This window comes from Amycolatopsis sp. NPDC102389 (assembly GCF_044765885.1).
Classification (GTDB): Bacteria; Actinomycetota; Actinomycetes; order Mycobacteriales; family Pseudonocardiaceae; genus Amycolatopsis.
In genome coordinates, this window is the sequence record NZ_JBIWKX010000026.1 from 7,982 (window position 1) to 27,934 (window position 19,953).

At 69.6% G+C, this 19,953-nt stretch carries 19 protein-coding genes; 6 read left to right on the forward strand and 13 right to left on the reverse strand.

Annotated features, from left to right (window positions below; translation table 11 throughout):
• Positions 1–140: 140 nt before the first annotated feature.
• Positions 141–908, reverse strand: coding sequence for a twin-arginine translocation pathway signal protein (locus ACIRGA_RS22110; RefSeq protein ID WP_400943837.1), 768 nt, complete (start codon positions 906–908; stop codon positions 141–143).
• A 464-nt stretch (positions 909–1,372) separates the two neighbouring features.
• On the opposite strand from ACIRGA_RS22110, the gene ACIRGA_RS22115 reads away from it, so the two are divergent.
• Complete coding sequence (locus ACIRGA_RS22115; protein WP_400943840.1) at positions 1,373–1,930, forward strand: hypothetical protein; 558 nt, start codon at positions 1,373–1,375, stop codon at positions 1,928–1,930.
• A 37-nt stretch (positions 1,931–1,967) separates the two neighbouring features.
• Here ACIRGA_RS22115 and ACIRGA_RS22120 read toward each other — a convergent pair whose 3' ends face one another.
• Entirely contained in the window at positions 1,968–3,140 is a 1,173-nt protein-coding gene (locus ACIRGA_RS22120) for a carboxylesterase family protein (protein WP_400943843.1), read from the reverse strand.
• A 26-nt stretch (positions 3,141–3,166) separates the two neighbouring features.
• On the opposite strand from ACIRGA_RS22120, the gene ACIRGA_RS22125 reads away from it, so the two are divergent.
• Positions 3,167–4,090 carry a LysR substrate-binding domain-containing protein gene (locus ACIRGA_RS22125; RefSeq protein ID WP_400943846.1) on the forward strand — a complete coding sequence of 308 codons (924 nt, stop codon included), beginning with the start codon at positions 3,167–3,169 and terminating at the stop codon, positions 4,088–4,090.
• Between the two features lie 5 nt (positions 4,091–4,095).
• Here the strand turns inward: ACIRGA_RS22125 and ACIRGA_RS22130 are convergent, their stop codons facing one another.
• From ACIRGA_RS22130 to ACIRGA_RS22165, 8 genes are read right to left on the reverse strand one after another with little or no spacing between them, the layout of a single operon-like run.
• A complete protein-coding gene (locus tag ACIRGA_RS22130) occupies positions 4,096–5,091 on the reverse strand; it encodes an amidohydrolase family protein (RefSeq protein WP_400943849.1) in 996 nt (331 codons plus the stop codon).
• 1 nt (position 5,092) lies between these two features.
• The gene (locus ACIRGA_RS22135) at positions 5,093–5,614 is read right to left on the reverse strand and encodes a 3-hydroxyanthranilate 3,4-dioxygenase (protein WP_400943852.1); all 522 of its coding nucleotides are present in this window, start codon (positions 5,612–5,614) and stop codon (positions 5,093–5,095) included.
• A complete protein-coding gene (locus tag ACIRGA_RS22140; RefSeq protein WP_400943855.1) occupies positions 5,611–6,039 on the reverse strand; it encodes a RidA family protein in 429 nt (142 codons plus the stop codon). Before ACIRGA_RS22140 ends, ACIRGA_RS22135 begins: the two co-directional genes overlap by 4 nt.
• Positions 6,036–6,803, reverse strand: coding sequence for a 2-keto-4-pentenoate hydratase (locus ACIRGA_RS22145; RefSeq protein WP_400943858.1), 768 nt, complete (start codon positions 6,801–6,803; stop codon positions 6,036–6,038). The genes ACIRGA_RS22140 and ACIRGA_RS22145 overlap by 4 nt, the downstream gene beginning before the upstream one ends.
• Positions 6,800–7,807, reverse strand: coding sequence for a 4-hydroxy-2-oxovalerate aldolase (gene dmpG, locus ACIRGA_RS22150; RefSeq protein WP_400943861.1), 1,008 nt, complete (start codon positions 7,805–7,807; stop codon positions 6,800–6,802). The genes ACIRGA_RS22145 and dmpG overlap by 4 nt, the downstream gene beginning before the upstream one ends.
• Positions 7,804–8,736, reverse strand: a complete 933-nt coding sequence (locus ACIRGA_RS22155; RefSeq protein ID WP_400943864.1) for an acetaldehyde dehydrogenase (acetylating) — start codon at positions 8,734–8,736, stop codon at positions 7,804–7,806. Before ACIRGA_RS22155 ends, dmpG begins: the two co-directional genes overlap by 4 nt.
• A complete protein-coding gene (locus ACIRGA_RS22160) occupies positions 8,733–9,524 on the reverse strand; it encodes a 2-keto-4-pentenoate hydratase (RefSeq protein ID WP_400943867.1) in 792 nt (263 codons plus the stop codon). Before ACIRGA_RS22160 ends, ACIRGA_RS22155 begins: the two co-directional genes overlap by 4 nt.
• Positions 9,521–10,990: a 2-hydroxymuconic semialdehyde dehydrogenase gene (locus tag ACIRGA_RS22165; RefSeq protein WP_400943870.1), complete on the reverse strand. Its 1,470-nt coding sequence runs from the start codon at positions 10,988–10,990 to the stop codon at positions 9,521–9,523. Before ACIRGA_RS22165 ends, ACIRGA_RS22160 begins: the two co-directional genes overlap by 4 nt.
• 270 nt (positions 10,991–11,260) lie before the next feature.
• On the opposite strand from ACIRGA_RS22165, the gene ACIRGA_RS22170 reads away from it, so the two are divergent.
• From ACIRGA_RS22170 to ACIRGA_RS22185, 4 genes are read left to right on the forward strand one after another with little or no spacing between them, the layout of a single operon-like run.
• Positions 11,261–12,583, forward strand: a complete 1,323-nt coding sequence (locus tag ACIRGA_RS22170) for an MFS transporter (protein ID WP_400943873.1) — start codon at positions 11,261–11,263, stop codon at positions 12,581–12,583.
• A gap of 31 nt (positions 12,584–12,614) precedes the next feature.
• Positions 12,615–13,040, forward strand: a complete 426-nt coding sequence (locus ACIRGA_RS22175) for a MarR family winged helix-turn-helix transcriptional regulator (RefSeq protein WP_400943876.1) — start codon at positions 12,615–12,617, stop codon at positions 13,038–13,040.
• Complete coding sequence (locus ACIRGA_RS22180; RefSeq protein WP_400943879.1) at positions 13,037–14,437, forward strand: MFS transporter; 1,401 nt, start codon at positions 13,037–13,039, stop codon at positions 14,435–14,437. Before ACIRGA_RS22175 ends, ACIRGA_RS22180 begins: the two co-directional genes overlap by 4 nt.
• Before the next feature lie 25 nt (positions 14,438–14,462).
• A complete protein-coding gene (locus ACIRGA_RS22185; RefSeq protein ID WP_400943882.1) occupies positions 14,463–14,759 on the forward strand; it encodes a DUF1330 domain-containing protein in 297 nt (98 codons plus the stop codon).
• A gap of 345 nt (positions 14,760–15,104) precedes the next feature.
• Here the strand turns inward: ACIRGA_RS22185 and ACIRGA_RS22190 are convergent, their stop codons facing one another.
• The 3 genes from ACIRGA_RS22190 to ACIRGA_RS22200 are packed head-to-tail and all read right to left on the reverse strand — an operon-like array spanning position 15,105 to position 19,776.
• A complete protein-coding gene (locus ACIRGA_RS22190; RefSeq protein ID WP_400943885.1) occupies positions 15,105–18,122 on the reverse strand; it encodes an amino acid adenylation domain-containing protein in 3,018 nt (1,005 codons plus the stop codon).
• Between the two features lie 35 nt (positions 18,123–18,157).
• Complete coding sequence (locus tag ACIRGA_RS22195; protein WP_400943888.1) at positions 18,158–18,523, reverse strand: VOC family protein; 366 nt, start codon at positions 18,521–18,523, stop codon at positions 18,158–18,160.
• The gene (locus tag ACIRGA_RS22200) at positions 18,520–19,776 is read right to left on the reverse strand and encodes a cytochrome P450 (protein WP_400943891.1); all 1,257 of its coding nucleotides are present in this window, start codon (positions 19,774–19,776) and stop codon (positions 18,520–18,522) included. Before ACIRGA_RS22200 ends, ACIRGA_RS22195 begins: the two co-directional genes overlap by 4 nt.
• Positions 19,777–19,953: the final 177 nt, after the last annotated feature.

Genomic DNA, 19,953 nt, shown 5'->3' on the forward strand with positions numbered 1-19,953 from the left:
CCCCACCCCCCCGCACCCCCCCCGGGGGCGGACACTCCCCCCCACCCCGGCCCCCCCCCCCTTGTGGGTGGGTTCGGTGCAATGTCACAACCCCCCCCCCCCCCCCCCCCACGACCAGGTGGCGGCTTCCCGCAACACCGTTAGTCGGGACGGCCGACCTGGGTGTTCGACAGGTCGAGACCGATGGCGAAGTCCGCCGTGTAGCCGTTTCCGGCCTGCTGTGGGCGCAGCAGCATTTGGGAGCCGCCGTTGCGGTAGATCGAGTCCCGGCTGTTGGTCGTGTCGGCCGGGCCTTTCCGCCGGTACGGATCGGTCCGCAGGTAGGCCGCGCCGAACTCGGGCGTGAAGTAGAGCTGCGAGGTGAACTCGTACGGGCGGCCGTTGGTTCCGACGGTGCGTATTTTGACGTGGATATGCAGCGTGCGGCCGGTGTACCAGCCGGGAAGAATGGTGGTGAACCGGGCCGTGCCCGCCTGGTCGGTGTTCTGATAACCGCGCAGGAAACGGCGGCCACGACTGCCCTGGGACGGAATGTCGGAGTACAGCCCGAAAGCGTCGCACTGCCAAAGGTCGATCATCGCTCCCGGCAGCGCCGTGCACTGCTGCTGCCGAACCTGCTGCACGGTGAAATTGATTACCAGCGCGGTGCCGGGAACCAGTTGTCCGGTGGACGGCTCACTGCGGATATCGGAGCGGTTGAGCCGCTCGTCGACGAAGTACGGACCCTCCATTTGCTCTGGCTTGACCACACAATCCAGCGTGCAGACCTCGGGGGTGCCCGCGGCGGAGGTGGTGGCGTTCGCCGTGGCGGAGCCGGCGGCGGCGAGTGTCGCACCGGCGGCGCCGAGCAGGATCAACGCCTGCCGCCTGCCGAGCACTCGGCCTACTGGTTCATCATCGTCATGCATGGGTTTCCTTTTCTCCGAATGATGGGAGCAGGGGTGCCGCGCGATCCGATTGTCCGGCCGGGTTCATCCACTGTCGAGAAAGTTCACTCGCGCGCATCATACTTCGAAGCGAGCACCATCCTTTTATGACCCGAATTCTCGAACCCCGTTACGGCATTTCGCCCCATTCTCACGTCGCGCGGCAGACGCGAAACCACCCAGCCGCCCGTGGCCACCATCCGCATCGGCCCCAAACCGTTACCTCGTCTCGCGGCAGGTGGGGAAACTGGTTCCCCCGGACGCCAAGGGGTCCAGGTCATGCCGCCGGACGGGGGAAAATGCGCCGGACATTCGTCGTCACCGACGTCGTCCGTCCAGCCGCGCAGCGGCAGACCTTCGGGTACGCCCGGCTGCCCGTAGGGGCAACGCGCGGAGCTCATGGCCATGACACGCCCGGCCGGACGTCTTCGGTTACGCTGCCGGTCGTGCCCGAACAGACATGGTCACCCACTCCCGGGACGCCCGTAATCGAGTACCGGTCCAGTCGCTGGTTGTTCATCGGCGGACTGGCCATGTTGGTCTTCTTCGGGTTCGCCGCCCTCTTTCCGGAGGTCGGGAACCCGTCGGCGTCGCCCAGAGCCAAAATGCCCGCGGCCCCCGCGTCCTTCCTCTTCGGCGCGCTCGCGCTGGGCGGTCTGCTGACGATGATCGGCTCCGTCCCCCACATGATTCGCTTCGCGGCCGACGAACGTGGTCTGTGGTGGCGAGCCGGTCGCAAATCCGATCTGATCGAGTGGGACGAAGTGCGTGCGGTGCGCGGGCAGGAACCCCGCCCGCGGCCCCAGGGCGACCCGAACGCGAAGGTCGTCCCGTCGGCCCTGGTGTTCACTACCAAGGACCCGTACTTCGAAAGCCGCCACGCGAAACTGTTCACGCGCCCGTCCACTCCTGGTCCCGAAGTGGAACTGAGACTGCCGAACAGCACCATCGTCCGGCAGCTGACCCAGGAGATCGCGAGAGTCCGGCCGGACCTGGTCCCCTAGCGTCCTCTTTGAGCGGTAAGGCGAAGGAACCCCGGCGTCACCGAAAATCGGCGAACCTGATCGGCCGACCCTCGACCGAAGCGGCATCGAGCGTGCCGGTGCGCACGAAGGTCGCCCAGACGGCGCGCAGCGCGGTACCGAAGGCGTCGACCTCGGCCCACGGGACCTTGCCGAGCATCGGGCTGTCCTGCCACGCCCGCTCGGTGCCGAGCAGCAGCGGCAGTTCCAGGCAGTGGGTGGCGCCGAACTCCGAACCCTCGGGCCGCCAATCAAGCCGGTACGAGCAGACGCCAGCGCCGGCCTTGCTCAGCCGGTCGCCGAAAGCGGCCAGCGGTTCGACGTAGATCTCGTCGGTCCCGGCGGCGCCGGGGAACGCGGTCATGTCGTCGGCGTTCCAGCCGTACAACACTTCGAGGTCGCGCACGTTGTCCACGAAGGACGCCCCGTCCGCTGTGTCCACCGGTACGAACGCGGGTGCCATCGGGTCGCCGGTGAGCCGCAGGTTGGCCAGTGCGGTTTCCTTCTGCGCGGCAAGGATTTCCGTGAGCCCGGCGGTATGCGGGTCGGCGCCGAGCGCGTCGGCGAACACCCGGCCGAGCCTGGCCGCCTGGTCCGGCGGGCGGGTGGCGAGGCCGAGCGGCGCGCTCTGCAGGATCGCCCGCCGGAACAGGCCGCGCGCCTCGGGCAGGTCCATCAGCAGCCGGATGGAGATGCCGCCCGCCGACTGCCCGGCGACCGTCACGTTGTCCGGGTCGCCGCCGTAGGCCGCGATGTTGGCCCGCACCCAGCGCAGTGCCTCGAGCTGGTCGGCCAGCCCGAGGTTGCCGGGGCTGACGCCGTCCAGGCACAGGTACCCGAGCGCGCCGAGCCGGTAGTTGACGCCGACCACCACCAGGTCGCCCTCGGCGGCCAGCGTGCTGCCGTCGTACCAGTCCAGCAGCCCGCCGCCGCTGGAGAATCCGCCGCCGTGCAGCCACACCAGCACCGGCCTGCGTCCGGCATCGAGGCCCGGGGTGCTGACCGTCAGGTTGAGACAGTCCTCGCCCTGCGGGAGCCGGTCGCGCGGTGGTCCCATCACGCGGTCCAGCCGGGACGGCGGTTGCGGGCTGATCTCCCCGCTCGACGGCCGCTGCCCCGAAACGGCGACCGGCGGCGCGAATCGGGCCGCGGTGGCGTAGCGAATCGGTCCGGTTCGGACAATCGTGGTCATACGCACCTCACGGGTAGGATCGGCCGGTGATCTTGCCTCGCCTGCTGGACGGCCGACTGAAATTCCGCCATCTCGTCCTGCTCGACGCGCTGGCCAGGCAGGGCACCGTGGTCGGGGCCGCCGCCGAGTTGCACGTGACGCAGCCGGTGGCGACCCGAAGTCTGCACGAGCTCGAAGAGATCCTCGACGTGCGGTTGTTCGAACGCGGCCCGCGCGGCGTCACCCCGACCGTGTTCGGCGAGGCGTTCACCGGGCACGCCCGCGCGGTGCTCGCCCAGCTCGAGCAGGCCGGGCGGCACGTCGCCGAACTGGCCGACGCCGAGCGCGGCACGGTCGTGGTCGGCACCCATCTCGCGGGGTCGAACATGCTGCTGCCCCGCGCCATCGCGGCGATCAAGACCGAGCGTCCGTACCTCACCATCGTGGTCCGGGAGGGCTCCCCGGAAGCGCTGCTGGTCGAGTTGGAGGCGGGCCGGGTCGACCTGATCATCGGCAGGCTGACGGCGCCTTCGGACGAGCGGATCGAGCGGCGCAAGCTGTACGACGAGTCGGTGGATCTGGTGGTGCGCACCGCGCATCCGCTGGCGGGCGCGACCGGCGTCTCGCTGGCCGACCTCGCGGAATACCCGTGGATCCTGCCCGGCGCGGAGACCGCGCTGCGCCGCGAGCTGGAACAGTTGTTCACCCGCAACGACTTCCCGCTGCCCGCGAACCGGGTGGAGACCACCTCGTTCCTCACCGTGCGGCAGTTGCTGCTGGAGACCGACGTGATCGCCGCGCTGCCGAGCCTGATCACCAAGGACGATCCGAGGATCACCAGGGTCGCGCTGGCGCTGGAACCCATCGGGCACAGCGTCGGGCTCACCCTGCCCGCCCAGCGCACGCTCAGCCCGTCGGTGGACGCGCTGATCCGCAGCCTGACCGACGTCGCCGCCGGAATGTCCCGTTAGGACGGTCACGACAGGGAGAGGAAGCGCTCGGCGTTCCCGCTGGTGATCAGCCGCCGCTCGGGCTCGCTCAGGAAACCGCTCTTGCGCACCACCTCGCCGACCGGGCGTTCACCGAGCGGGTACGGGTAGTCGCTGCCGACCATCACCCGCTCGGCGCCGAGCGTGTCCACGAGCAGCCGCAGCGCCCGCTCGTCGAAGACCACCGAATCGACGTGGAACCGGTCGAGGTAGTGCGACGGCGGGAACTCCGAGGTGCCGATCACGTCGTTCCGCCGATGCCAGGCGTTCTCCATCCGGCCGAGCCAGAACGCGAACGACCCGCCGCCGTGCGCGAAACAGATCTTCAGGCTCGCGTCGATCCGGTCGAAGACCCCGCCGAGCACCAGCGCCAGAATCGACAGATGGGTTTCGGCGGGCATCGCGGTCAGCCACCGCGCCATCCATCGGTCCAGCCGAGGCGAATCCGCCATGTCCCACGGGTGCACGAACACCGGAACCCCGAGCGACGCGCAGTGCTGCAGAAAGGTCTCGACCCCCGCGCTGTCCAGATCCTGGTCGCCGACGTGGTTGCCGATCTCCACCCCGCGATGCCCCGCGGCGAGGCAGCGTTCCAGTTCGCGGCACGCGGCGTCGGTGTCCTGCAACGGAACCTGGCAGAACGGGATCAGCCGGTCCGGCGCCGGAGCGACGATCTCCAGCGCCAGATCGTTGAAGATCCGGGCGATCCGGCCCGCCTGCTCGCCGGTCCGGCCGTAGTTGAAGAACGCGGGCGTCGGGGAGACCACCTGGGTGCGCACGCCGTCTGCGTCTATGTCCAGCAGCCGGGTCTCCGCGTTCCAGCAGTCCGCGCCGATCCGGCGGAACTCCTTGTCGCCCATCATGATCATCGCCTCGGACTCGGTCTCCGCGCGCAGCCACGGCGCGTCCGGCCCGGCGTCCGCGCGCAGATCCGGCCAGCCGTTCGGCACGTAATGCGTGTGGATGTCGATCAGGCCGGTCATCTCAACCCTTTCCGGGGTGCAGGGCGCCGCAGCCGCCGCAGGTGCGGGCCTGCTCGTCGCCGTAGAACGCGGTGAAGACGGGCGGCAGATCCTCGACGATGTCACGCACCTGCAGTTCCACCTCGTGCACCAGCGCGGCGCATTCGAGGCAGTACCACTGGAACTTCTCCAGCGTGCCCTCCTCGCGGACGCGTTCGATGACCAGGCCGATCGAGTCCGCCTCCGGGCGCTGCGGCGAGTGCGGGATATCGCCCGGAAGCAGCCAGGTGTCGCCTTCGGAGATGCGGATGGTCTTCTGGCCCTCGTCGGTCATGATGTTCACGTGCATGGCGCCCTTGAGCTGATAGAACCATTCCTCATACGGGTCGACGTGGAAGTCGGTGCGCTGGTTCGGCCCGCCGACGATCTGCACGATGAAATCGTTGCCGAGCGCCATGGTCCGGTTGTTCACCGGCGGCTTGAGCAGATGCTCGTGCTCGGCGATCCAGGCCCGGAAATTGATCACTTCGGGAATGCCGGTCATCGTGGGACCTCCGTGTCTTTCGGCAGATGAGCGATCGCCTGGATCTCGATCAGCAGATGCGGATGCGGCAGCTGATGCACCGCGACCGTGGTGCGGGCCGGGCCGGTTTCGTCGAAGTATTCGCCGTAGATCTCGTTGTAGCCGCCGAAATCGTTCATCGAAACCAGAAAGGTGGTGATCTGCGTGATGTCGGCGAGGTCGGCGCCGACCTCGCGCAGGATGCCGCGGATGTTCTCGATCACCGCGCGGGTCTGCGCGCGGATGTCCAGGTTCGTGGTGCCGAGTTCGTCCACCTCGACGCCGGCGAACGTGTTGTCCGGGCGCCGGGAGCTGGTGCCGGACACGAAGACCAGGTCTCCCGCGACCTTCACGTGCGGGAACCGGCCCCTCGGCTTGGCCAGTCCGGAGATCACCCGCCCGCTCATGCCAGCCCCCGCACCGAGACCCGGCCGAGCCCGGCGATGTCCGCCTCGGCGACACCGGGCGCGAACGGCACCGCCTCGGTCGCCGCCCCGGCCAGCACCACTTGCCCGGCCCGCAACGGGATGTCCCGTTTCCGGCACAGCTCGACCAGCGCGTGCAGCGCGCGCACCGGATCGCCGAGGATCGCCGCCGTCGAGCCGATCACCTCGCGGCCCCCCGACCGCAGCCGCACCGCCCGGTTCGCCACCTCACCGAACGCGCGCCACGGGCCGAGCACGTATCCGGCGGCCGAAGTGTTGTCCGCGACGACATCGGTGTGGGTGAACCGGAAATCCCGGTACCGCGAGTCGATGATCTCGATCGCCGGGGCCATCGCGTTCACAGCGGACTCGACGTCGAAGGCGGGGTCGGCGAGGTCGACGTCGCGGGCCAGCCGGTACGCGATCTCCGGCTCCACCTTCGGATGGATGAAGCCCGCCAGCGAGACCTCGCCGCCGTCGGCGACCCGCATCGCGTCGGTGAGCCTGCCGGCGATCACCTCGGACACGCCCATCTGCGCCATCTTCGCCTTGCTGGTCAGGCCCAGCTTGACCCCGAGCACCCGCTCGCCACGCGCCTCCCGGCGGGCCACCAGCGCCGCCTGGATCGCGTACGCGTCGGCGATGCCGAACTCGTGATCGTCGGCGAGGCTCGGAGTGTCCACACGCGACGTCTGCGCGGTGTCCAGCCGATCGGCGAGCGCCGAGATCTCCGCGGTGGCCATCATGTGCCGCTCCGTACCAGGTCGAGTGCGATGTCCACGATCATGTCCTCCTGCCCGCCGACCAGCTTGCGCTTGCCGACCTCGGTGAGAATCCGCCGGGTGTCCAGTCCGTACCGGGCGGCCGCGCGTTCGGCGTGCAGCAGGAAACTCGAGTACACCCCGGCGTAACCGAGGGTCAGCGTCTCCCGGTCCACCTGGACCGGCCGCTCCCGCAGCGGACGGACCAGATCGTCCGCCGCGTCCTGCAGCGCGAACAGGTCCGCGCCGTGCTCCCAGCCGAGCAGGTCGGCGACCGCGACGAACGGCTCGGCCGGGCAGTTGCCCGCCCCCGCGCCCTGTCCGGCCAGCGCGACGTCCACCCGGTAGGCGCCGTGCTCGACGGCGGTCACGCTGTTCGCCACCGAAAGGGAAAGGTTTTCGTGCGCGTGGACGCCGATCTCGGTGTGCTCGCCGAGCACCTGCCGGTACGCGTCGATCCGTTCGGCGACCCCGTTCATCGTCAACCGCCCACCGGAATCGGTGACGTACACACAGTGCGCGCCGTAGGACTCCATCAGCCTGGCCTGTTCGGCGAGCGCCGCGGGCGGGGAAAGGTGGCTCATCATCAGGAATCCGGACACGTCCATGCCCTGTTCGCGAGCCCAGGCGATGTGCTGCGCGGCCACGTCGGCCTCGGTGCAGTGAGTGGCGATCCGCACGCTGCGCACCCCGAGGTCGTAGGCGCGGCGCAGCTGTCCGATGGTGCCGATACCGGGCAGCAGCAACGTGGTCAGCGTGGCGTTCTCGATCACCTCGGCGGCCGCGGTGATCCACTCCTCGTCGGTGTGCGCGCCGAATCCGTAGGTCGCGCTGGACCCACCGAGGCCGTCACCGTGCGCGACCTCGATCGCCGCCACGCCTGCTTTGTCCACAGCGGACACGATCCGCCGGACCTGGTCCACTGTGTACGCGTGCCCCATCGCGTGCATACCGTCGCGCAAGGTCACGTCCTGGAGGTAGACCTTCATCCGAGCCACCCCCTCAGTTCGGCGATCCGCTCGGCCGTGCGCAGCGCCGCCGACGTCATGATGTCGAGATTCCCCGCGTAGTCCGGGAGATAGTGGGCCGCGCCGAGCACTTCGAGGAACACCGAGACCTTGAGCCCGGAGATCTCCCGGCCGAGCTCGGGCACCCACTGACGGCACACCTGGTCGAACTGCACTTCCTGTTTCAGGGTGTAGCCGGGCACGTATTCGCGCACCCGCTCGGCCATCAGCCGGATCGACGTCGCGATCTTCTCCCGGTCCGGTTCCCCCTCGACGAGGCAGTACACCGTGTCCCGCATGACGATCGGCGGGTCGGCCGGGTTCAGCACGATGATCGCCTTGCCCAGTGCGGCGCCGCCGACCTCGCGGATCGCGGCGGCGGTGGTCTCGGTGAACTCGTCGATGTTCGCCCTGGTCCCAGGCCCCGCCGAACGGGACGAGATCGACGCGACGATCTCCGCGTACGCGACCGGGGCGACCGAGGAAACCGCCGCCACCATCGGGATCGTGGCCTGTCCGCCGCAGGTCACCATGTTCACGTTCGGCGCGGCGAGATGCTCGTCGAGGTTCACCGGCGGCACCACGAACGGGCCGAGCGCGGCCGGGGTCAGGTCGATCATCAGCTTGCCGTGTGCCTCGGCCACCTCGGCGTGCCGCCGGTGCGCGCCGGCCGACGTCGCGTCGAAGAGCACCCGCACGTCGGCGAACTCCGGCAACGCGGCGAGGCCGTCGATGCCGCCGTGGGTGGTCGCCACCTTCAGCCTGGCGGCCCTGGCCAGCCCGTCCGACGCCGGGTCGATACCCGCCATCGCGGCCATCCGCAGCGTCTTCGACAACCGCAGCACCTTGATCATCAGATCGGTGCCGATATTGCCGGAGCCGATGACGGCGACCGGAACCGTTACTGTCACTGAGTTTCCTCCTCGATCACCGCGTCGACCTCGCCGAGCCCGTCCAGCCGCAGCCGGAACCGGCCCGCGCCGGTGACCGGCACCATCGGGCCGAGCGCCCCGGACATCACCACGTCGCCCGCGCGCAACGGCTGCTCGCGGGCGGCCAGCTCGCGAGCCAGCCAGGCGACCGCGACCACCGGCGAGCCGAGACAGGCGTGGCCCGCGCCGAACGACACCGGCTCACCGTCCAGCTCCAGCGTCATCCCGGTCGCGGCGAGATCCCGGCCGGTCAACGAGACCGGGGTGCATCCCAGCACCACCGCGCCGCTGGACGCGTTGTCCGCGACCGTGTCCACAATGGACAGATCCCAGGCATCGATCCGGGAGTCCACGATCTCGATCGCGGGCAGCACGAACTCGGTCGCCCGAAGCACGTCCGCGACCGAAGCTCCCGGCACATCCAGATCGCGGCCGAGTACGAACGCGATCTCGCCCTCGGCACGCGGTTGCAGAAACCGCCGATACGGAACGGGTTCGGTGTGGGCGTACAGCATGTCGTCGAACAGCACGCCGAAGTCCGGCTGGTACACGCCGAACTGCCGCTGCACCGAGGGCGCGGTCAGCCCGATCTTCGCCCCGGCCACCCTGGCGCCCGCCTCGACCCGGTCGTCACGCAGCCTGCGTTGCACCGCGTAGGCCGCGTCGACATCTTGCGCGCCAAGGAATTCCCGCACCGGCGGGCACGGCGTCGCGGTGCTTGCCGCGGTCGTGAGCCGCGCGGCGGCCGCTTCGATCGACGCGTTCACAGCCGCACGCACACATTCGTCGGCTCGGTGTAGAAGTGCAGCGAAGACGCGCCGCCCTCCCTGCCGATCCCGGAAAGCCCCATCCCGCCGAACGGCGAGCGCAGATCGCGCAGGAACCAGGTGTTCACCCAGGACATGCCGACGTGCATGGCCTGCGCGACCCGGTGTCCCCGGCGCAGGTCCTGGGTCCACACCGAGGACGCCAGCCCGTATTCGGTGTCGTTGGCCAGCGCGATCGCCTCGTCCTCGGTATCGAACGGGATCAGCGCGGCCACCGGGCCGAAGATCTCCTCCCGCACCGGCCGGTCCTTGTTGGTCAAGCCGGTCCAGAGGGTCGGTTCCAGCCAGGAACCGCCGTCGAGTTCCGGCCCGAGCTCGGGGATTCCGCCACCGATCAGGGTTTTGACGCCGGCCTGCTCGGCCAGCGCGAGGTAGTCCAGCACCTTGCGCCGGTGCTCCGGCGAGATCAGCGGGCCGGTGGTCGTCCGCTCCGCCGACGGGTCGCCGAGCCGCAGCCCGCGTGCCCGGTCCATCAGCCCGGCGGCCACGTCGTCGAACACCGAGCGCTGCACGTACACCCGCTCGGTGCACAGGCACACCTGCCCGGTGTTCGCGAACACCGACCGGGTCAGCCCGGCCAGCGTCTCGTCGAGATCGGCGTCCTCGAACACGAGGGCGGCGTTCTTCCCGCCGAGCTCGAACGACACCGGCCGGACGCGGGGCGCGACCGTGCGCATCACCTGGGTTCCGGTGGCGGACGAGCCGGTGAACGTCACCCCGTCGATGCCGGGATGCTCGGTCAGGTACTGCCCGGCCGAGTCGCCGCCGAAGCCGTGCACCACGTTGTAGGCGCCTGCAGGCAAGCCGGCTTCGGCCAGCACCTCGGCCAGCAGGGTCGCGGTGGACGGAGTCTGGTCGCTCGGCTTGACGACGACCGCGTTGCCGCAGCCGAGCGCTGGCGCGACCTTCCAGGTCAGCAAGAGCAGCGGCAGGTTCCACGGCACGATCACCGCGACCACGCCGAGCGGTTTGCGCACCGCGTAGTTCAGCGCCTGCGCCCCACCGGGCAGATCGGTGACGAACGATTCCTGACCGGCGGCCGCGATGACGTCGGCGAACGTGCGGAAGTTCGCCACCGCGCGGGCCACGTCCAGTTCCCGGGCCTGCGTGACCGGCTTTCCGGTGTCCGCGACCTCGGCCGCGACGAACTCCTCGAAGCGGGCCTCGATCCGGTCGGCCGCCCGGCGCAGCAACGCCGTCCGCTCCCGCACCGGAGTGTCCGCCCAGCCGTTGTGCAACGCGGCGCGAGCGCCGGTCACCGCGCGGTGCACCAGCTCACGGTCCGCCTCGTGCACCCGGGCGAACTCCGCGCCGGTCGCCGGATCGACCGCCGGGAACCCCGGCCCGTCCGGTTCGGCGAACTCACCGTCCACGAAGTTGCGGATCCACCGCACTGACTGCGTCATGCCGTCCACTGTGGCCCGCTGAGCCATGCGGGACAAATGCGTATCCACGTCCCAGCTATGCCCGCTCGGACATACCGCGTCGTCCGCCTGATCACGCGTGCCGTCCATCCAGTCACGCGTGTCGTCCGATCAGGCACGCCGAGATATACCCATCTAGGCATGACAGACCGAGGATTCGGCATTTGTGGCCTATGCCTCACGGTGTCAGGCTTCTGCCCAATCGCCGGCAGCCGCGCTCGGCTGCCGCCTGACTCGATGGGGTTATCGCAGATGAACGCACCCGCGCCCCGCAAGATCGCCGCCGCCACCCTCGCCGGAACCACCCTGGAGTGGTACGACTTCTTCCTCTACGGCACCGCGTCCGCGCTGATCTTCAACAAGCAGTTCTTCCCCTCGCTCAGCCCCACGGTCGGCACCCTCGCCGCCTTCAGCACCTTCGCCGTCGGCTTCATCGCCCGCCCGCTCGGCGGCCTGGTGTTCGGCCACTTCGGCGACCGGATCGGCCGCAAGTCCACGCTGGTGATCTCGCTGATGCTGATGGGCATCGGCTCCACGTTGATCGGGTTGATCCCGAACTACCAGGCGATCGGTATCTGGGCGCCGATCCTGCTGGTCGCGATGCGGATCGTGCAGGGCATCGGGCTCGGCGGCGAAGGCGCGGGCGCGACCCTGATGTCGATGGAACACGCGCCCGCCGGTCAGCGGAACCGGTACGCCGGGTTCCCGCAGATGGGCACACCCGCCGGACTCGTACTGGCGAATCTGCTGTTCCTCGGCAGCAGCGCGGTGATGCCCGCCGACGCGTTCACCTCGTGGGGCTGGCGGATCCCGTTCCTCCTGAGCTTCGTGCTGGTCGCGATCGGCCTGATGATCCGGCTGCGGATCACCGAATCGCCGTCGTTCACCAAGGTGGCCCAAGACGACAAGGTGGTCCGGTTCCCGCTCGGCGCGGCGCTCAAGGTCGGCTTCGGCAGGCTCGCGCTGACCCTGCTGGTCGGCGTGGCGAACTCGGCGGTCGCCTACGTGTTCATGGTCTTCACCCTGTCCTACGGGACGCAGAGCCTCCACTACGACCGGCAGTTCCTGATCCTCTCGGTGACCGGATCGGCGGTGCTGTGGTTCGCCACCATCCCGCCCTGGACCCGGATCGCCGACCGCCACGGCAGGCGCACCATGTTCGTCGCCGGGTCGGCCGCGCTCCTGCTGTGGTGCCTCGCCTTCTTCCCGTTGCTGAACACCGGGAACACCGGTCTCGCGATGCTCGCGCTGGCGGGTATGGGCCTGGTCGTCCCGATCACCCATTGCGTGCAGGGCGCGATCATCGCGGACACCTTCCCGGTCAACGTCCGGTTCTCCGGTATGTCGCTGCTGCTGCAGGGCGGCGCGATCCTCGGCGGCGGGCTCGCCCCGATGATCGCCACCGCGGTGCTCAACGCCACCGGCTCGACCACCGGCATCACCTGGTACCTGGCCGCGATCTGCGGCGTCAGCATGGTCAGCGCGATGGCCCTGTTCCGCCTGCTCCCGTCCAACGCCACGGAATCCACAATGGACGACGCTGTTCCGGTCACGGCTCGATCGAGAGATGCATAAAGGATTAATATAAAGCTGCTATGCTTTAGCGGTGAGACGCCGAACCGCCGCCATCGGGTCAGCCCTCTACGGTCTGGCCACCAGGGCCGTGAGACGCCTTCCCCGCGACATGAGCCTGACGTCCGCCGCCACCTTGGCCACGCTGGACAAGACCGGCCCGCGACGGATCACCGATCTGGCGGCGGCCGAGGGCGTCACCCAGCCCGCGATGACCGTCCTGGTCCGGGTGATGGAGGAATCCGGGCTGGTCGAGCGGAAGGGCGATCCGTCCGACAAGCGGGTCACGCTGGTGAGCCTGACCGAGGCCGGCGCGTCGTACGTCCGGGCGCGACGCCAGGCGGGCGTCGACGCGTACACGCGGTTGATCGACGAGCTCACCGATGACGAGGTCGAGGCCCTGGCGGCGGCCCTTCCGGCGCTGCTGCGTCTGGCGGAGCTCGAAAGCCACACCCCATGAGCACCGCCCAGATCCGTTCCGAGGCACGGCTGCTGGTCCCCGCCCTGATGTTCATCGCCCTGGTCGTCGCGGCGGTCGCCAGCCTCGGGACGCCGCTCATCACCAGCGTGGCGACCACGTTCCACGTCTCCCTCGACAGCGCGCAGTGGACGCTGACCATCGCCCTGCTCAGCGGCGCCGTCGCCACCCCCGTCCTCGGCAGGCTCGGAGCCGGTCCGCACCGGCGGGCCACGATTCTCGCCACGCTGGCGATCGTCGTCGTCGGCAGTGCGCTCACCGTGCTGCCGCTGCCGTTCGCCTGGCTGCTCGTGGGCAGAGCGGCTCAAGGCGTCGGGCTCGGCCTCACGGCGCTGATGATGGGCGTGGCCCGCGACCATCTCCCCGAGAAGCGCGGCGCGGCCACGATCGCCCTGATCTCGGTGGTGTCCATCATCGGAGCCGGCGTCGGCTACCCGCTGGCCGCGCTGCTCGCCGAGTTCGGCGGGCCGCGGGCCGCCTACGGCCTCGGCCTGCTCGTCACCGCCATCGCCTTCGTGACCGCGTGGCGCTCCATGCCCGCGGCTCCCGAAGGCCGCGCCGCTCGCGTGAACGTGCCCGGAGCGCTCGTTCTGGCGGGCGGACTGCTCCTCGTCCTGTTCCTGGCCGGCGAGAGGAGCCTGTGGAGCCGGCAACTCGCCGTGGCGGTGGCCCTGGCCGTCGCCGCCGTGCTCCTGCTGTGCGTCTGGACCGTTTCCGAACTGCGAAGCAAGACGCCCCTGGTCGACGTCCGGGCGGTACGGCACCCGGCGGTAGCCGGGGCGAACATCGCCATGTTCGTCGGCGGGATCGGCATGTACCTCCTGCTCACGCTCATCACCCGCTACGCGCAGACGCCGCACAACGCGGGCTACGGCTTCGGACTGACCACCTTCGTCGCGGGGCTCGTCCTCATCCCGTTCTCCGTGCTGGGATTCGTCGCCGGCAAGCTCACGCCGCGGGTCCGCGAACGGATCAACGGCCCACTGCTCCTGGCAGGCAGCGCCGCCATCGTCGGCGGCGGGTTCGTCCTGTTCGCCACCGCCCGGTCCAACCTGGCCGAACTGCTCGCGGCCATGGGCGTGCTGGGCTTCGGCGTCGGCAGCTTCTCGGCCGCCATGCCCGGCGTGATCCTGGCCGTCACCCCGCAGAGCGAGACGTCGAGCGCCATGAGCTTCAACTACGTCGTCCGCAGCGTCGGGTACGCCCTGGGCAGCGCCATCGGCGGCCTGATCCTCGCCGCGGGCACAGGCCCCGGCCATCTCTTCCCCGACGACAGCGCCTACACCACCGCGGCGCTGGTCGGCGTCGGCGCCATGGCGATCACGACAGTGACAAGCCTCGCCCTCGCCCGGCGACGCTCACCCGCGACCAACCCGTAAGTCGAGATACACCACTGGAGGTTCGATGCCCAAGGGCTACTGGGTCAGCGTCTACCCCGCCATCACAGACCCTGGAAGGCTTGACGCCTATAACAAACTGGCCGGTCTGGCCGTCAAAGCCGCAGGCGGGCGGACGTTCGCCCGTGGCGGCGGCCGGGTCGTCGCCCACGAAGCCGGTATCGCCGAGCGCGTCGTCCTGATCGAGTTCGACAGCTTCGAACGGGCGGTCGCCGCCTACGAAAGCGCGGCCTACCAAGAGGCGCTGGCCGCACTCCCCAACGGCTTCGAGCGCGACTTCCGCATCGTCGAAGGTCTCGACTGACGATCGAGGCGGTGTCCTGCAAGGCCTGTTGGCGGTCTCCGTACCCGGGTGTCGCTCCGGCTGCACGACCCCACCCGTCCACAACGGTGGGCTGGGGTGACGCGACACCGCACTCGCGTGCTCGGACCCGGATCTCGCGTGTTCGTAGACGTAACTCGCGTGTTCAGACTCCGCACTCGAGAGTGCGGCCTCCAGACACGCGAGTTACGTCCCCAAGCACGCGAGTCGCGCCTTGCCGAAGTACATGAAGACGTACGCAGGAGCGACATACATGAAACGGACCTCAGACCGCCAGCACGCGTCCTTTGTGGACCTTAAAGGAGTCGCAGACAAACCGGACAGCGCCTAATCGGCTCGCACGAAGTCCGCGAGTGCCGCCGGGGTCGGGTGGGCGAAGACGTCGGTGAGGCGGACCCGCACACCGGTCAGGTTCTTGACCTGCTGGGCCAGCTTGGCCGCCAGCAGCGAGTGGCCACCGTGCGCGAAGAAGTTCGTGCCGGGCCCGATGTCACCGCGGTCGAGTAGCTCCCGGAAAAGTTCGACCACGTCGGCGGTCAACGGGTCGAGTTCCTGCTCTTCGTCAGGCGTGGTGGCGCGCTCCACGGCTCGGTCCGTTGCCCGCCGCACGAGTTCGGGGTAGTCCACCTTGTCGTTGCCGGTGAGCGGGATCCGGTCGACCACGACGAACTCCTGCGGCACCGCGGATTTCGGCAGCAGGGCGCTCGCGTGTGCCCAGAGCCGGTCCACCAGGCCGGGTTCCGTTCCCGCCTCGACGTAGGCGACCAGTACGTCGCCGGACACGACCACCGCCGCGCCCGCGACCTCGTCGTGGGCGAGCAGCACCGACTCGACTTCGGCCAGCTCGATCCTGTTGCCCCGCAGCTTGACCTGGCGGTCGGCCCGGCCGAGCAGCTCCAGGGTGCCGTCCTCCAGCCAGCGGGCCAGATCCCCGGTCCGGTAGAAGCGGCCGTGGCGGGGATGCACTGCGAATCGCGCATCGGTCAGTTCCGGCCGGTCGTGATAACCCTCGGCCAGCCCCGTGCCCGCGATGCACAATTCGCCGGTCACGCCGACGGGTAGTTCCCGGCCGCTCGGGTCGGTCAGGAACACCGTCGTGTTCCCGATCGGGCTCCCCGCGGTGATCCGGCCGTCATGCACCCGGCCCGCGGTGGACCAGATCGTCGTTTCCGTTGGGCCATAGACGTTCCACAGCTCGCACCCGGTGTCCACCAGCCGCCGCGCCAGCGACGCCGGCAGCGGTTCACCGCCGCACAGCACGGTCCGACCAGCCAGCTTCCCGGACACGTCGTCGACGACCAGGCGCCAGGTGGTCGGTGTCGCCTGCAGTGTCGAAACTTCGTGGCGGCCCAACAGTTCCTTCAGCACACCGCCGTCGACGCGGGCTTCGTCCGGCGCGACGACGAGCCGTCCGCCGGTGGCCAGCGGCAAGAACAGTTCGAGGGCCGAGATGTCGAAGGAGAACGTGGTCAGCCAGAGCGTTCCGGCTTGGCCGCGGTGGCCGAGTTCGTCGGCGAAATGGCTGATCAGGTTGGCCAGCGCCGGGTGCCCGACGACTGTCCCTTTAGGACGCCCGGTGGAGCCGGACGTGTAGATGAGGTAGGCCGGCGCGTCGGTGGCGGGGAGCGGGATCCGGGACGACGGGACCGAGCCGACCGGGGTCAACGCGAGCGCTCGGCAGCTTGACCCTTCCGGGATCGCCGTCTCGGCCAGCGCGACCTTGGCGCCGGAATCCGCCAGCTGGTAGGCGATGCGCTGTTCTGGGTGGTCCGGATCGAGCGGCAGATAGGTGGCGCCCGCCAGCCAGACGCCGAGCGCGGCCGCCGCGAGTTCCGCGCTCCGCGGCGCGACCAGTGCGACGACCTCACCGGGACCGACGCCGGCGTCGCGCAACCGTTCGCACGTCGCGGACGCGGTGTCCCACAGCTGCCGGTAGGTCACCTCGCGGTCGCCGTCCTCGACCGCCACCGCCTCCGGTGTCGCTTCGACGACCGCGGCGACGGCCGACACCACCGACGGCCACGCGACCGGTTTGCCGGTGCGATTGGCCTTCCCGATGACCGCGTCGTCCTCGGCGCTGAACACACGGGCGTCACCGACCGGGCGATCGAGATCCTCCGCCAGCGACAACAGCAACGCTTCATAGCGCCGTACGAACGCCTGCACGTCCGCCTGGCGGAGCACCTCGGTGTAGTACGCGGCGCGCACCCGGATGCCGTCCGCGGTCGGCAACAGGAAGAACTCCAGATCGAACTTGCTGAAACCCGGCTCGGCCGCGAGCGGCTCGGCGGGCAGGCCGCCCAGCCGGAACGACGGCGTGCCGGTCTCGGGGATGTAGTTGAACACGTGCCGGAACACGGTGTGCCGCCACGACGAACCCGTCCGCGGGATCTCGGCGAGCAGGTTGTCCACCGGGACGTCCAGATGGGTGAGCGCGCCGAAGAACACTCCCCTGACCCGCCGGACCAGGGCGCGGAAGTCCTCCGCCGGGTCGACCCGCAGCCGCAGCGGCGTCACGTTGACGTGATAGCCGACCGCCCTGGCGGTCTCCCGCCCTCGGACGTTCATCGGCGAGCCCACGATGAGGTCGGGACCGGCGCCGTGCGCGTGGAGCAGCAGGTAATACGCGGCCAGCAGCACCACGGCTTCCGGCGCCCGCAACGCTTTCTGGAGCTCCCGCACCACTCGGACGGTCTCCGGGGCGAACTGCCACGTCACCTGCGCGCCCGCCAGGTTCGGTTCGGCCACGTCCGGTTTGCCGCAGGACAGCTCGAGCTCATCGGGCCGGACCTCGCGCAGCTGCTCGCGCCAGAAGGCCAGGCTCTCCGGCTTCGGCTCCGTCTCGTCGAGGGTCACCGCGGTGCCCTCCAGCTCCGACGGCACGGCCTCGCCGGCGGCGAAAGCGTTGTAGACCGCGACGAATTCCTCGTACAGCACCGCCGCGGACACCGTGTCGAAGTTCAGGTGGTGCACGACGACGCAGCACACGTCCTCGCCCGCGCACCGCAGCCGCAGCGCGCGTACCAAGGCACCGCCGTCGAGGTCGAAAGGCTCGGCGACGAACGCCGCGAGACGCGCCTCCACCTCGTCCGCCGGGCATTCCCGGTCTTCGAAGGCGACCGGAAGATCCTCGCGGATCTCCTTCGACAGCCCGGTCTCACCCGCGCGGAAAACGGTCCGCAGCGCCGGATGCCTGCGCACCAGCACCGACAGCGCCCGGTCGAGCAGGACGAGGTCCAGCTCGCCGGACACCCGGAAGGCCAGGTGCAGGTTGTTGACCCCGCTGCCCGGCACCAGCCGTTCGAGCAGCCAGAGTGCCTCTTCCTTGCGGGTGGCCGATCGCATCACGCGGGTTCCTTCGCGGTGGGTTGACGAGACGCTCAGAGCTCGGCCAGCACGAACAAATTGCCGAACGGATCCTTGAAATGCGCGAACCGGCCGCCCGCCGACTCGGTCGGCTCCAGTTCGAACTCGACGCCCTTGGCCACCAGTTCCTTGTGCAGGCCGATCAGGTCCTGGCATTCCAGGACGACGCGCGTGAAGACGCCCACCTGATCGTCGTGGTGATCCAGCCAGGTGTAGGGCGTCAGCACGGTTTCCGCGCCCGGCGGAGCGACCTCGATCCACCGTCCCCGCTCGGTGGGGACGTCCACCCGCTTCTCGAAACCGAGGACGCCGACGAAGAACTCGACGGCCACTTCCTGGTCGGTGACCGGAATTCCGATCGAACCCGCCTTGGTGATCACTGCTCGGCCTTTCCGCTCAGCCGGACCGGCAACGACCGGAGTCCGTGGATAAGGGTGCTTCGGTTCCACGCCAGGTCTTTCTCGTCGACGGCCAGCGCGATGTCGGGGAAGCGCTCCAGCAGCCTGCCGAGCGCGATACGCCCTTCCATCCTGGCCAGCGGCGCGCCGACGCAATGGTGGATGCCGTGCCCGAAGGCGAGGTTGGAGGTCTGCGGCCGGGACCAGTCGAGGACGTCGGGCCGGTCGAACTGGGCCGGATCGCGGTTGGCGGCGATCAGGGAGATGAGGACCAGCTCGTCCGCCGGGATCACCACGTCGCCCAGCGGGAGATCCGCCGTGGTCGTCCGGAAGGTGCCGTGGCTGCTGGGACTTTCGTGCCGCAGCAACTCGTCGACGGCCCGCGGGAGCAGCGAGCTGTCGGCGCGAAGCCGCTCCAGCTGGGGGCGATCACGCAGCAGGGCGTACACGCCGTTGCCGATCAGGTTGATCGTCGTCTCGTGCCCCGCGATGAGCAGCACGAAGGTGATCGGCACCAGTTCCGGGTCGGCGAGCTGGTCGCCGTTCTCGTTGGCCCGGATGAGCTCGGAGAGCAGATCGTCGGAGGGATTCGCGCGCTTCCTCGCGACCAGGTCGGTCAGGTAGGCGCCGATCTCCTCCGAGGCGGTGGCCATCTCGGCGGGTGAGGCACCGGAGACGAGGCCCTTCGTCCACGACCGGATGGCGTCCTCGTCCGTGGCCGGGATGCCCAGCAACTCGCAGATGACGATGATCGGCAGGGGCGAGGCGTAGGAGACGAGCAGATCCGTCTCGTCGACGCCGTCCAGCCGGTCGAGCAGGTCCGCGGTGATCTGTTCGATCCGGGGTTCCAGCCGCTGCACCGCGCGCGAGGTGAACGCCTTGTTGACCAGCTTGCGCAGCCGGGTGTGATCGGGCGGGTCGGCGTGCAACAGGTTGCGGGACAACGCGACGGAGAACGCGCCCCGGCTGTTCCCCCCTCCCCCGCCGAAGAAGCGGGCGGTGCGCTGCAGGTCGTTGCTCAGCCGCGGGTCGGCGAGCGCGGCTCGCGCCTCGCGGTAGCCGGTGACCAGCCAGACCGGCAGTCCGCTCCACGGCCCCGCGCCGGGCGGCATGATCACGCGCTGCACCCCGGCGCCCGTTTCGTGCAGGCTCCGGTACAGCTCGTGCGGCCGCTGGGACAGCGAGTCGTCCAGTCGCAACGCCGGTTCGGCGGGACGCCCTTGGAGTGCCGACACAGTCAGGAACCACCTTCCTCAACCTGCGAGTTGCGTGCTCGTCCCCAGCGCGTTTGCACAGCTCAGAGCCCCAGAGAACGGCTCGACGCTAACAGCGGCTGCCAGCGGCGAGGCACCCCTAACGTGCCCTTACCGCCACCCTCTGCGCCCCGGTACCGACCTCCCCGACGCCAAATA